13 protein-coding genes are annotated in these 14008 nt (G+C 41.1%); 8 read left to right on the top strand and 5 right to left on the bottom strand.

The features are described 5' to 3' along the window. Positions 1–245: 245 nt before the first annotated feature. Positions 246–458, top strand: coding sequence for a hypothetical protein (locus tag BAE31_RS12600; protein WP_076840637.1), 213 nt, complete (start codon positions 246–248; stop codon positions 456–458). 32 nt (positions 459–490) lie between these two features. Here BAE31_RS12600 and BAE31_RS12595 read toward each other — a convergent pair whose 3' ends face one another. From BAE31_RS12595 to BAE31_RS12580, 4 genes are all read right to left on the bottom strand, one after another. Further along, the gene (locus BAE31_RS12595; protein ID WP_076840579.1) at positions 491–1252 is read right to left on the bottom strand and encodes an ABC transporter ATP-binding protein; all 762 of its coding nucleotides are present in this window, start codon (positions 1250–1252) and stop codon (positions 491–493) included. A 13-nt stretch (positions 1253–1265) separates the two neighbouring features. Next, on the bottom strand, positions 1266–3593 hold the full coding sequence (locus BAE31_RS12590; RefSeq protein ID WP_076840578.1) for an FtsX-like permease family protein: 2328 nt from the start codon (positions 3591–3593) through the stop codon (positions 1266–1268). Further along, entirely contained in the window at positions 3590–4843 is a 1254-nt protein-coding gene (locus tag BAE31_RS12585; protein WP_076840577.1) for an MFS transporter, read from the bottom strand. The genes BAE31_RS12590 and BAE31_RS12585 overlap by 4 nt, the downstream gene beginning before the upstream one ends. A gap of 69 nt (positions 4844–4912) precedes the next feature. Continuing rightward, positions 4913–5563, bottom strand: coding sequence for a TetR/AcrR family transcriptional regulator (locus BAE31_RS12580; protein WP_076840576.1), 651 nt, complete (start codon positions 5561–5563; stop codon positions 4913–4915). 161 nt (positions 5564–5724) lie between these two features. Between BAE31_RS12580 and BAE31_RS12575 the strand changes: the two genes are divergently transcribed. The 7 genes from BAE31_RS12575 (at position 5725) to BAE31_RS12545 (ending at position 12476) form a co-directional block, all read left to right on the top strand. Then, positions 5725–6837: a CdaR family transcriptional regulator gene (locus BAE31_RS12575; RefSeq protein WP_076840575.1), complete on the top strand. Its 1113-nt coding sequence runs from the start codon at positions 5725–5727 to the stop codon at positions 6835–6837. 118 nt (positions 6838–6955) lie between these two features. Further along, a complete protein-coding gene (locus BAE31_RS12570; RefSeq protein ID WP_076840574.1) occupies positions 6956–8227 on the top strand; it encodes a GntP family permease in 1272 nt (423 codons plus the stop codon). A 29-nt stretch (positions 8228–8256) separates the two neighbouring features. Further along, on the top strand, positions 8257–9396 hold the full coding sequence (locus BAE31_RS12565) for a glycerate kinase (protein WP_076840573.1): 1140 nt from the start codon (positions 8257–8259) through the stop codon (positions 9394–9396). Positions 9397–9488: 92 nt separating this feature from the next. After that, entirely contained in the window at positions 9489–9827 is a 339-nt protein-coding gene (locus tag BAE31_RS12560) for a zinc ribbon domain-containing protein YjdM (protein ID WP_076840572.1), read from the top strand. A gap of 319 nt (positions 9828–10146) precedes the next feature. Next, complete coding sequence (locus BAE31_RS12555) at positions 10147–11076, top strand: ABC transporter ATP-binding protein (protein ID WP_083704006.1); 930 nt, start codon at positions 10147–10149, stop codon at positions 11074–11076. Beyond that, on the top strand, positions 11073–12023 hold the full coding sequence (locus BAE31_RS12550; protein ID WP_076840570.1) for an ABC transporter permease: 951 nt from the start codon (positions 11073–11075) through the stop codon (positions 12021–12023). Before BAE31_RS12555 ends, BAE31_RS12550 begins: the two co-directional genes overlap by 4 nt. 24 nt (positions 12024–12047) lie before the next feature. After that, the gene (locus BAE31_RS12545) at positions 12048–12476 is read left to right on the top strand and encodes a DUF4064 domain-containing protein (protein WP_024427571.1); all 429 of its coding nucleotides are present in this window, start codon (positions 12048–12050) and stop codon (positions 12474–12476) included. A gap of 40 nt (positions 12477–12516) precedes the next feature. Here BAE31_RS12545 and BAE31_RS12540 read toward each other — a convergent pair whose 3' ends face one another. After that, positions 12517–13845 carry a CitMHS family transporter gene (locus BAE31_RS12540; protein ID WP_076840569.1) on the bottom strand — a complete coding sequence of 443 codons (1329 nt, stop codon included), beginning with the start codon at positions 13843–13845 and terminating at the stop codon, positions 12517–12519. Between the last annotated feature and the right edge of the window lie 163 nt (positions 13846–14008).

The raw sequence follows: 14008 nt of genomic DNA, 5'->3' as shown, positions 1-14008 counted from the left end.
AAATGAATAAAATCTCTTTTTGGAAGTCTAAAAAAGGAAAATATACAATGGGTTTTATGATAATGAACGAAAATATCACTCGTATATTTGGAATAAAGAAGTTTTAGCTATTTCAGAGGGAAAATGGAAGGTCGATCTAGGAAAGAAAATCATGTATGATATTGCTAGATCATGAGATAAGAAACTGATAGATGCAGCCAAAAGTAAGTATTAAACACAAACTCAGACCTAGAAAGGATGTTGAAATGAAAAAAAGGTTTCAAAGTTTAAATAGACAAATCACAGTCATTTTCGCGACTCTGTTATTTGTTTTAGTGACTGTTTATATGTCAAAGAGATACTTTTATAGCAAAGAAATTGAGCTGCTGACAGAATCTTGTCAACAAGCTGGCGGCAAAATCATCTTAGAAACAAATAGTTTGTCTATGGATTACTCGTTTGAGTGCCAAAAAAACTAGAACAGGCAGTTTCCTGCCTGTTTTTACTCAAATTAAAAACCTAAATCTTGCAGCCATTGATTTAATCTCATTTCTCGTTTCTCGGCAGTTGAATGGTCATATCTTCCTAATTGTAAACTGTCTGCAATTTCTCCGTCATTCATAAACATGATTTTTTCAGAACGAAGAGCCACCTTGGGGTCATGTGTGACAAGCAGCAGTGTTGCTCCTTCAGCGTGTACTCTTGAAAAAATATTCATCACTTCCTTCGTTGTACTGGAATTAAGAGCACCTGTTGGTTCATCAGCAAAAAGTATGTCTGGTTCATTCATGAGCGCTCGGCAGATAGCGGCTCTTTGAAGTTGTCCTCCCGATACTTCTGTCAAATATCTATTTGCCAAATGATAAATTCCGAGTTTTTCCATTAAATATTGAGCTCGTTCATTCAATTCTTGTCTTGGCTTTTTCTTTGCTAAATAAGCTGCAGCAATGATGTTGTCAAATAGATTAAGATTTTTTAGTAAGTGGCTGTGCTGAAAGACAAACCCCATCTCTGTTAAGCGCAGAGCAGTTAACTGTTTGTCTGTCATTTCTGATAGTGATCGGCCTTTATATTTGATCTCTCCTGTTGAAGCTGTTTCTATGCCGCTAAGCTGATAAAGTAAGGATGTTTTCCCGCATCCAGAAGGTCCCATAATGGTCACGAATTCCCCACGCTTTATCGATAAATGAATATTTTTAAGAATCGTTTGTTTCTGTCCTTTTAATGAATCGATATGCAATGACAATCGCTTCGTTTCAATCAAGTGTTCCATGTGAAACATCTCCTTATAAAAGTGTATGCCTTGTCGTTTGACTAGAAAAAAACGCCTTCAACAACCAGGTGGTCAAAGCTAAATTGACAATAAATAGTGTAACGGGGTACACAACTGACACCCATTGCGGTGACAGCCACTGGAGGCTCGACGCCCCTAATGTTGCTCCACCTATACTCATCAAAGCAGGACCAATGGTATTGACCGCGATTGCTCCAATAAAGGCGCCAAAACACAGAACAACGATAAAACTCGTTATATATTGTGCTGTTATATCTGTTATAGAAAATCCAATTGTTCTTAGCATGTGGTTTCGGCTCGAATCTTTTGCCTTTAACATGTGCAGAAACATGAATAGCATTAAGCTGGCGGTTCCAAAGGCAGCTAATGCAGCAAAAAATGCAATGACTTTTACAATAGCTGCTGTGCTGCCGATCGTTTGATGAACGTATTCTTTCATATCTGTCACTTTTGCAGGAGATACCTTTTTTTCAAATATTGTCTTTTTCTCTGCAATATTTACTCCTGGCTTTAGTTGGATTTGAATGGTTTGCCAAAGAGCTGTTTGAGGAAATGGCTGTGATATTGCTTTTGCTGTTTTGCCTCCATTGGTTACATCCTGATAAATACCTGTCACCGTTCTTTGGATTTCATGCCCATTAGTTACGAGAGTGATTCTTTCTCCTATCTTTTTCTGAAGTGAATCTGCATTTAATACGGATAAGGCAATTTCTTCATTCTTTACAGGCTGCCGCCCTTTTAAATAGTTGAGGGGAAATGCTGAGAGCTCACCTGTTTCTAAGTAGAGCGTTTCTAATGTGTTCTCCTTTGATTTCACCTGAAGAGAAGTAGTTTTATAGATGGCTGCGGTTTGTATGCTCTGATCTTGACGAATCATTGATTCTATTTCGTTTGTATTTTTCGCTAGATGATTTCCTTGGCGTATATCCATTCGAAGGTCACTTTTACCAGAGCCAAGGTATGTGATGAAATCCGGTGATTGTAAGGTATGCCATAGCTGAATAGGCATGAGCATTAAAAATGTACAGAGTGCAATAATACAAGTAATCGTTGTGTACAACTTCTTTCGTGATATCAGGTCTTTTAAACCAAGCCAAATATTGATCGGTATGAACCTGCTTTTCTTAAGGTGCATAGGTATTTTTTTCTTATGATTCGGTGAATTGATAACGCCTTGAAGTGCTTGAGCAGCTGATAATTGACCAAACTTTCTTAGGATAGCATAGCTGCAAGAGATGACGATCATTGCCGTCGCAATAGAAACAAAAAGTGGGATTAACCAATGAGCAAAAGAAGGCTGATTCCCCATGTAACGGTGAATATTGGTTGTAAACATATCACCAAATATAAGCGTTAACACATATCCTGCTATACACCCTGCACAAGCAAGCACGGCATACTTACCAACGTATAATTGCTTGATTCTTGTTAAAGGGATCCCAAGCACCTTCAGTATGCCAATTTCACGTTCATCCTCTTCTATTGAAGCCGTCATAGCAAGATGGAGAGAGAGAAGGGCTATACTGATGAGCAGCAGACAAACAAGCAGGAGAATGGCAATGACCATTCCATCTGTCAATGCATTCAGCATACGCAGTAAAGGTAGTGTGACAGCTGGACCTTGTTGTGGCAGTTGTGATGATTGATAGATTGCTTGAAAAGTATCTGTCTGCGTGGCATCATGTAGTAAAAATTCGATTAAGTATTCTTTGTGATGAAACACTTGATTTATTGCATCCCAATCCTCGTTATGAAGAAGAAATCTTTTTGAACTGACAAGACTAGGGTTCATTTGTGCATCTCGCAAGAACGCTTTGATGCGAAAGGTGAATTGATTAGCTCCTTTCTCAATCAGTAACGTTTCACCTATGTTGAGCTGATACTTTTGTTGAAAATAAATTGGGACAGCCACTTCACCTTTATTGACAGTGAGCTTTTCGTTTTGTTCATTTAGAATAAAATCAAAGTTGCGATTTTGCTTCACAAATAAATGATCCATCACACCTGCTTTGGCAGGCTCATGTCCGAACCTGATGTTTGCATGTTCAATTGGTATCATTGGGACGATTTGATGGGCTTTTACCATGGATTGCTTGTTTGAAAATGCTTCAATGTCTTTTTCATTTAGGTCGCCGTCATGCATTTGGACAAAGTCTGGCGCTTTGGCAGAATGGAGCAGGTTAGAAATGGAACCATTCAGCTGTACGATCATTTGAGCTGCACTTGCTGCGAGAAATGAAGTCATCATGATGCAAATGGTTAAGCCGATTGAAATGAGACGGTGTCGGGTTAAGTCTTTCTTTATAAACGCTAATCTCATGAGGCTGATTCTCCTTCATGCTGAAGCATATTTTTTGTTAAGCAGGCTAGTGCAAACATGAAAGTACTGACGATAAGCACCGTCACATACATGGTGGCTGAAAACGTATTGAACAAAAATCCATACATCATTTGGCCAAGCGGAGCAGCACATTGAGAAACCATTGTCAGATTGGCCATCACTTTTCCTAATTGATGATTTGGTGTTTTCTTTTGAACATGTGAAATCACAACGATTGAGATCATAGTTAGCAGCATAGCAATTGGAAGGCATCCTGCTAAAAAGAGAAAATAAGCTGGATAAGTGCCAAATTGAAGAGCTGTTTTGGATGTTGAGAACGCCACAGGCAGTAAGATGACTGCGATGACAAGAAGCCAGCGATATAAAGTAGGAATGCGCCAATGCTTCGCTACAAGTCCAACTAGAAGAGCCCCTGCGATCACAGCGAACTCAATCAAGCCCATGCCTATTCCATACATGATGTCACTGCTCTTCATTGTGACCCTTAAAATGATTGGTCCCCCAACAATAAAAAATGGTGTAAGGATGAAATTTAACATTGCAGCAAGCAACATGGCTCTTTTTAAAAATGGCTGGCTGCCAATATAAGAAAATCCTTGTTTCATATCTTTTATGAGCACCTTGCTCATGGACTCTGTCAGCGGACTAGGAGAGAAGGAAATGTTTAACCTTAAAAGCATGCAGGCTGATAGAAAAAATACGATGGCACTTGCACCTATGATGGATTGGCTTCCAATCATTCCGTATAGAACTCCTCCGATAATAGGTGCGAGAACACCTGAAAGCGCTTGAACGCCATTGACAATGCCGTTTGCTTGTTCTAATTGCTCTTGTTTCACTAGCTGTGGAATGCTGGACATCACAGCGGGAGCATAGAACGTACTCATCACGCCAAGCAGTATCATGACAGCTCCGATCATATAGAGTGAGTCATTTCCCGAAAATAACCAAAAATAAAAAGCAAGAATCATCATGCCGGTGAGGGCATCAAATAAAATCATTAAGTTCCTTCTGTTAAATCGGTCAGCGATTGCACCAGCTAACGGTGAAAGAAGAAGCGGGATATTGGATAAAGCGAAAAGTAAGGCATATAAATCAACTCGGTGCGTCATATCCAGTACGTGTAAAGATAGAACAAACCGAATGAGAGAAGATCCGAAAACGGAAATAATCTGTCCGAGAACGAGGTAGATAAAGTGTGATGACCCTCTTTTGGATAACAAAGACATGAATATCACTCTCCTTTTAGACCGACCGTCAGTCTATAATGTATGCAGGATTGGTAATGAAGTGACCAATCACTGATTATTTTCATCCAGCTCTCCAGATAATCGCTTCAGCAGGAATGAAAAGCTTCCCTTTTTTGCATGCAATGAGGATTCGAGTATATCAATAAAAGCTAAAGCGCGTTGTAGACTTTCTTCGGGTGACCATTGAAACAGGCCTTCATCAAATATGACCTGTGCAGAAGCAAGAAGGAATTCAACCGTCTCTTGCGGATATTTCGTTTTAAATGTCCCTTCCTCTACACCTTGCTGAATGACATCTGCCAACACGGGTGATAGTTCTTTAATGGCTTTGATTAAGCTTTTTTGATGCATTTCTGCATTAGAAGGCTGATGAAACTGATCGATCATGCCCTGTTTATGGCTTCCTTGCTGAGGTGATTGCGCCATGATGATACGAAATAGTTTGTCAACAACTGGAAGATCTGGCTCAGCCGCAATACGCTTTGCTACGATGATATCTTCTTTGATGATCCTGTCAATAATAGCATCCATTACTTCTTCTTTGGATGCAAAGTAGTAATAAAAGGTGCCTTTTGCAATGCCAACGGCTTTTAATATGTCAATAATTGTTGTTTTCTGATAGCCTTTGGTTGAAAAAAGCGCTTCGGCTGCGTTTAATATGTCATTTTTACGTTCCTCAGGATGTTTAACGGTTCTCATAAAGCCATCCTTTCTTTTAACTAGACTGTCGGTCGGTCCTTGATTTGATTAAACACTTTTCAGGGTGTCTTTGTCAATGGCTGGTTTTTAAACACTTTGCATTTATTGTTCAAAGACACTATGATACATTGAATGAAAAAAACCTTCAGGGGAGATGGCAAATGCAATTTTTGACCAGTGAATTGGCTCAAGAAATGGTTGAACGTACGATGCATATTTTACATAAAAACATCAATGTGATGAATGCAGATGGTGTCATTATTGGTTCTGGTGAACGAAGCAGGATTGGCCAGAAACATGATGGTGCACGGCTTGTGCTGACAAGCGGGAACAGTGTGGAAATTGACCAGGAGACCTCTTTGCGCTTAGAAGGGGTGAAACCTGGGATTAACTTGCCTATCTGCTTCCATGAACAAGTAGTTGGGGTGATTGGAATTACTGGTGAACCAGAGGACATTCGGCATCATGCCGAGCTGGTGAAGATGGCAGCTGAACTGGTGTTAGAGCAATCTTTCCTACTTGAACGGGTTCAATGGCGTCATCGAATAGAGAGTGAAATTGTCAATCAGTTGATTTCATATTCTGATGTTGGGGATCATCAGCTAAAAAATCGAGCTGCTTGGCTGGGGATGGATTTAGACAAGCGCCGAATGGCTATTGTTTTTCAGCCAGTTCCATCCTCAGAGGATGCTGTTCATAAATTGATGCATGCGATTCAATATGATAAGAAGGCGGATGATTTACTTGGCATGACCTTTTGTCATGAATTGATTCTTTTAAGTCAGCCCATACCTGAACATCGAGTAAAGCAGGTGGCAGATCATCTGCAAAAAACAATGCAAAGAGCAGTAGGAGGCCAAGTGTTAGTGGGGATAGGGACTGTCGCTGAAGACATCAGCAAGCTGCCCATTTCTTTTCAGCATGCGAGAGATGCCCTGAGGTTAGGGAAGGCTCTTGATCCGGAAGAAAGTATATATTTCTTTGAGTCGTATCAGATGGAAAGCTTATTCATGATGGCGGGAATTGCTGAAAAGAACAGTCGATGGACTGACTTTTACAAGCCTTTGACACAAGAAGCAGAGCTCGCCCATACATTAAGGGTTTACATTGAAGAGGGCGGTGATTTGCAAAGAATTGTTGATCGCTTATTTATTCATCGAAATACATTGCGTTATCGTTTAGACAAAATTCAAGGATTGACCGGAAAAGACCCTCGTCATGTAAAACAGTTAATCGAGCTTTATATGGCGCAGCTAATGACTCAACTATCTTGATTGTGCAAATGCACAATTCGGTAGAGTGGTCAGTTAAAAAAGTTCATCCAGATTCACAACACAATCCCTTTGAGTAAACGCTTACAATTGGAGAAAGATATTTTTAGGGGGATTGAGAATGGGTGGAGATGTGACGGTAAGTACTCTGGGAGCCATGGCGGCGCTTGTGATCGCGATTGTTCTCATTCTAAAAAAAGTATCACCTGCTTATGGCATGCTGGCAGGTGCATTCATAGGCGGATTGGTTGGCGGTGTAGACATTGTTCAGACCGTCAACGTTATGATGGAAGGTGCTAAGGACATGATTCCGGCAGTCCTTAGAATTATGGCCGCAGGTGTACTGGCTGGTGTTCTCATTGAATCAGGTGCAGCGTTATCTATCGCTGAGGCCATTGTGAGAAGGCTTGGTGAGGCGAGGGCACTATTAGCACTCGCTCTTGCAACGATGATTTTAACAACAGTGGGCGTTTTTGTAGATGTTGCGGTTATTACGGTAGCGCCAATCGCACTTGCCATTGCCAAACGCGCAAAGCTCTCAAAAACGGGAATTCTCCTTGCTATGATTGGAGGCGGGAAGGCAGGAAATATCATGTCCCCGAATCCGAATGCTATTGCCGCTTCAGACGCTTTTGGTGTACCTCTGACTTCAATGATGGCTGCAGGTGTTATTCCAGCTGTGTTCGGGTTGGCTGTTACATATGTATTAGCTAAAAAGCTTGCAAACAAAGGGACACCCGTTCTTGAAGAGGAAACTGGGCAAAGTAAAGTTCAAATACCTTCTTTTTTTCGAGCACTGGCTGGTCCGCTGGTTACCATTTTATTGTTGGCTTTAAGGCCGCTTTTTCAAATCAATATAGACCCAATGATCGCTTTACCGATTGGAGGGATTGTAGGTGCTCTTTTCATGAAAAAAGGGAAATTTCTCAATGATTATGCGATGTCGGGGCTTCATAAAATGTCAGGTGTCGCGATCATGTTATTAGGGACAGGTACATTAGCAGGAATCGTATCGAATTCTTCCTTAAAAGATGTGTTTATTCAGGTACTTGATGCATCGGGTTTACCTCCATATTTACTTGCACCAACTTCTGGGATATTTATGTCAGCCGCTACCGCTTCGACAACAGCAGGAACGGCGGTAGCGAGTGGTGTGTTTAGCGGAACACTGATTGGGCTAGGTGTATCTGCTCTTTCAGGGGCAGCCATGATTCATGCTGGCGCAACAGTGCTTGACCATATGCCGCACGGGAGCTTTTTCCATGCAACAGCAGGAAGTGTTCAAATGGATATTAAAGAGCGTTTGAAGCTCATGCCTTTTGAATCGTTAATCGGTTTGACGTTAACCGTTGTATCGACCATTATTTTTGGCGTTTTCCAGCTGTTTGGCTGAGGACATGATAAGAAAAGAGGGGCTTTAGGATGAAAATTGTGATTGCACCAGATTCATTTAAAGAAAGTTTATCTGCTTATGAGACAGCATGTGCCATTGAACGAGGATTTCGTTCTATTTTGCCAAACGCAGAATATATCAAACTGCCAATGGCAGATGGAGGTGAGGGGACCGTTCAATCATTGGTCGATGCGACTGGCGGACATATTGTTCATCAAGTGGTCACGGGCCCGCTTGGTGAGCCAGTGGATGCCTTTTTTGGCATGTTAGGAGACGGTCAAACTGCTGTCATAGAGATGGCTGCAGCCTCTGGTTTACATCTTGTACCGCGAGAAAAACGTAATCCATTATGGACCACATCCAGAGGAACTGGAGAATTAATACTTGCAGCGCTGGATAAAGGAGCGAAGCACGTGATCATTGGGCTTGGCGGAAGTGCAACAAATGATGGCGGCGTTGGGATGATGCAAGGATTAGGTGCAGCTTTCCTTGATAACACAGGACATTCCCTGACGTCAGGCGGCGGGGCACTTCATCAATTAGCTTCAATTGATTTATCTGGACTCGATCCAAGACTGCAATCCGTCCGTCTGGAGGCGGCTTGTGATGTGGATAATCCTTTAACGGGTGAGAGAGGAGCGTCTGCTGTTTTCGGCCCTCAGAAGGGAGCAGATGAAGAAATGGTTCAAGTGTTAGACAAGAATCTGGCTCATTTTGCACAAGTAGCTGAAAAGCAGTTCAATGTCTCCTTTGGAGATGCAGCAGGGGCAGGAGCAGCAGGAGGACTTGGTGCGAGTTTATTAGGCTTTTTAAAAGCTGATTTGCAAAGAGGAATCGATATTGTACTGAAGGCTGTTCATTTTGATGACGTCATCAAGGAGGCAGACCTTGTCATTACGGGAGAAGGCCGAATTGACCGGCAGACCATTTATGGAAAAACGCCAATAGGCGTAGCCAAAGCAGCGAAGAAGTATAATCTGCCTGTGATTGGCATCGCAGGCTCTCTTGCAAAAGACAGTGCAGTCGTACACGATCATGGAATTGATGCACTGTTTAGTATCGTTCCAGGTATTACCTCTCTGTCTGAGGCGATACGAGATACGGCTCTTCATGTAGAAAGAACAGCCCGGAATATCGCGGCTGCGTTAGAAATTGGAAGAAAGAAGTAAACGATGAAAAATGTTTCCTTTTCTATCACATTCCTTCTATAGAAATGTGGTAAAATCAATATAAATGATGTAGAAAGTTGGAGGAAACAAAAATGTCTAATCTACCGAATTGTCCTTCGTGCAGCTCACCTTATACATACGAGGACGGCAGTTTGCTGATTTGCCCTGAATGTGCGCATGAATGGTCATTTGAACAAGAACAAGCGTCAGAGGAACAGCTTGTTGTCAAAGATGCGAATGGGAACCTGTTAAGTGATGGGGACACGGTCTCTGTCATTAAAGACCTAAAAGTAAAAGGCTCATCATCCGTTTTGAAAATAGGAACGAAGGTCAAAGGCATTCGTTTAGTTGAAGGCGATCATAACATTGATTGTAAAATTCCTAGTTTTGGTGCAATGAAATTAAAATCTGAGTTTGTGAAGAAGATATAATGTATGAAAAGAGGCTGTAAGAGGCCTCTTTTCTTTATTTATAGGTGAAAGGAATAATCTCAAACAAAATTCCATACATATATACCTGTTGAAAAAGGTTCATTTTTTAAAAAATCAAGCCTCTTTTCACATAAAAATCCGCAGTTTTCTTAACGCTACCTTAAAAAAGGCAGATGATTCGCTAAATTTTGGCTAATCCCCTTCACAACTTTTGGGCATTGCTGTACCATATGGAAGTGTTCTTCTATTTTTGACGGATCATGGTGTTTATCAGGAAATAGAATGATAGATGATACTTAGACAAAGAAGGAGAGGTAACGTGACGAACGTTTTAGAACTGCATAATGTATCTAGACATATTAGCGGGAAAAAGATTGTTCAAGACTTGAGCTTTTCTGTCCAAGCGGGCGAAGTCTTTGGCTTCTTAGGACCTAATGGTGCAGGGAAAACAACAACCATTCGTATGATGGTCGGTCTTTCTCCCATTACATCTGGTGACATTCTGATTAATGGTCATAGTATTCAAACATCCTATCAGCATGCCATCCAACATGTCGGTGCGATTATTGAAAATCCAGAAATGTATAATCATTTAACGGCAAGACAAAATCTTGTTCAATTTGCCAGAATGAATGGAAAAGTGGATGAAGCGCGAATTGATGAGCTGTTAGAGCTAGTCAGCTTACAGCATGTGAAGCATAAGCGTGTGCGTACATTTTCATTAGGAATGAAACAGCGATTGGGCATTGCGCAGGCACTCATACATAGACCGAAACTGCTAATCTTAGATGAGCCAACCAATGGACTTGATCCTGAAGGGATTCGAATGATACGAGATTACTTGAAAAGGCTTGCGAAGGAAGAAGGGCTGGCTGTAATTGTTTCAAGTCACCTCATGTCAGAGATGGAATTGATGTGTGATCGCTTTGCAATTATCCAAACCGGAAAGCTGATTGCGATTGAGGATCAGCGTGCTGAGACGAAGCAGGATGATTTGGTTAATTATCGAATGAAGGTAGCAGCCGGGGAGCTTGAAGAAGCACAGAAGCTCATTGATGCATTTGAGGAAGGCGTCATTGTAAGAGAAGAGGAGCAGTACTTATTTTTCTCTATGCCAGAACAAAAAATGCCAGAATTAATCCGTCATTTGAGCAGCGCGTCTATTCATTTGTACGAGATCAAAATTGAAAAACAAACCTTAGAAGATAAGTTCTTAAGCTTAACAGGTAAAAAGGAGGCAGACGTATGATTCGCCTCATTCAAAACGAGTGGATGAAGATCAGTTATCGTGTTGGAACTTGGATTATGGTTGGACTTCTTGTGTTAGGTATGGTTGCCACGCTGATCTTTGTAGTGAAAACAAATGACAAAGATCAAGCTTCAGGTGATTGGAAAACCCAGCTAGAAATGATGAATAAGGAAAACAAGAAGGAGCTCAAAGAGACAGAGAATGGTTTCTTTAAAAGAGAGCTTGAAAAAGAGATCGCTATTAATGATTATCGAATCAAGCATAACTTGCCGCCGGCTGATCAGTTTAGCCACAGTGTATGGGATTATGTGAAAACAAACGCCAATTTACTTCAGCTAGTCGGTGTGTTTGTGATCATTATTGCTTCCACCATTGTGTCGGCTGAATACAAGCATGGTACAATTAAATTATTATTGATTCGTCCACCATCAAGGCTAAAGATCCTAATATCTAAATACATTACGGTGCAGCTGTATGCTCTTTTACTTGTTGTGGTGCTATTTATTTTGTCATTCATATTGGGTGCTATTTTCTTTGGAGTTAACACTGATTATGTGAATTTGGTGTATCAAAATGGTGAAGTGATTGAACGTTCGCAGTTTGCAAATATGATCTATTATTATCTTGCTCATTGTGCGATGTTTGTCGTTTTGGGAACCCTTTCGTTCGCCATTTCTACAGTGTTTAGAAGTGAAGCTATCTCCATTGCCATTAGTGTGTTAGCGTATATTGTGGGTGGATCAGTCACAGGTATTTTAATGCTCTTCTTTGATTGGTCAAAATATCTGTTATTTGCAAACGATCCATCCCAATACTTTATGGAACAGGTTACTCTTATCGAAGGTATGTCCCTAGGATTCTCACTAATCGTCCTAGTCATCTATTGGGCTATTTTCTTAGCTATTGCCTTAATCGTCTTCCAAAAGCGAGAAGTGAAAACAGGTTAATTTAACTTTTTAGGAGGTTTACACATGATTAAACGTAAAGGTGAAAAAATTATGGGGATTATTAGTATTGTCCTCAATGCTATTGGTGTCGGCTTTGGGGCATTAATCCTTTCTGTGGGTCCATCTTTTTATGATGAAATCAATGAAGTGTTAAAAGAGGAAGGGGAAACATTGCCGATTGAAACGCTTCAGGCTTCGGTTCATGCATTTGGTACTCAGTTCATGGTCGTTTCCGCAATTGCGGCTGTGCTGTCGATTGTAGGTGTGATTTTCTTGAAAACTGACCGTCGTGCCGTGCTTTCAGGTATTCTTTTCTTGGTTTCTGCTGTGACTCTTTTAATTGGAACAGTTGGCCTTGCATTCGCTCCAATGGTTCTATTGTTTATCATTGGATTAATGTCTCTTATTAGAAAGCCGAATTCAGACATTCACACAAGTGAATATCCTTCATAATGAAAAAAGACATGCGTCGCTGTGCGCATGTCTTTTTTATTTAAATAATGCCTATCAGTTTGGCAACGATCAATAAAACAATACTGAATCCCCACATCCAGAAGAAAGAGTAGCGAATATGTTTCCCCATATCGACTCCTGCAAGACCGATCGCAAGCCAAACGGCTGGAGCGAGAGGACTGACAAAGGTTCCGATGATGTTCCCAATCATCATGGCATATGCCGCAGAAGTACCTGTTACGCCAACTTCAGATGTAATGGATTCAACAATTGGCAGAAGGGCGTAATAATAGGCATCTGTACTTGTCAGCATATCCAGTGGTACCCCAAACATCCCGACAATGATATGTAAAAATGGAAGCAGGAAAGCAGGTAGAATCTGAATGCTGTCCACAGCAATAGCTTTTAGCATTCCTGTTCCTTCGAGAATTCCTAGAAACGAACCTGCGGAGAAAATAACGGCGGCCATCATGAGTGCACTAGGTGCATGCGCCTTGATTCTCTCCATTTGTACATCCACTTTCGGATAGTTAATTAATAGTGCGAGAGAAAGACCAATCATAAACATATAACTAGCCGGAATCACGTTGAGCACAAGAAGGACAACTACGACTATAAACAGAATGAAATTCACCCAAATCAAGTGATAGCGTTTTAAAGCGGCATCACCTGTCTCGCTAATGGATTGAATAGCCCGGTCCCAATCTGCGCCTTCTAATTGAACAGCAGCGATTTCATTTGCGGCGATTTTGACCCGAATGCGTTTTTCTTCCCTTTTTCCTAAAATAAATGCCATTCCTAATACGAGAACGACCCCAATGAGCTGAATGGGAATGAGCGGCACCCAAAGTTCAGATGGGTCCATATTCAACACACTTGCTGCCCGCCCTGTGGGGCCTGCCCACGGCACCATATTCGTTAAGCCAGCACTTGTCCCGATCAATAACAGCAATAAGTACGGACTCATATGTAATTTTTTGTAAAGTGGAAGTAGTGCAGGTACAGTTAATAAAAATGTAGTCGCTCCTGCTCCGTCTAAATGAGCGATGACTCCTATTAGAGCTGTCCCCATCGCAACCGTGACAACATTTCCCTTTGTCAGTTTAATCAGCGTTTTTATTACAGGTTCAAAGAACCCTGTATCTTGTAAAATGCCAAAAAATAAAATGGCGAAGATGAACATGGTCGCCACTGGCAGTACTTTAATAATCCCTTCTTCAAAGAAGGTTTGAATGTCATTAATCCCAAAGCCTGCGATGAATGCCCCAATTAAAGGCACCATGACCATGGCGACAATTGGACTTGCTTTCCCCCAAATCAGCAACACAACAATCGTTAAAATAATCATCAATCCAACAAACGTTAACATAAGCCCCTCCCCCTACAAATAAAACGTTTACATTTGTCTATACTTTTCATCCAATGCATTCCCACAAATGCATTGAAAAAAAAGGGTATCAAATTTATGAGTATTAAGCAACCGCTTTCATACCTATACAATGGTAAAAAAGGATGGAGAGACCAGTCGTGTT

It is taken from the genome of Bacillus sp. I-2, assembly GCF_001974945.1.
GTDB classification, from domain to species: domain Bacteria; phylum Bacillota; class Bacilli; order Bacillales; family Bacillaceae; genus Bacillus; species Bacillus safensis.
Note: the sequence above shows the minus strand (reverse complement) of the source record. Positions and strands in the feature narration are given on the sequence as shown.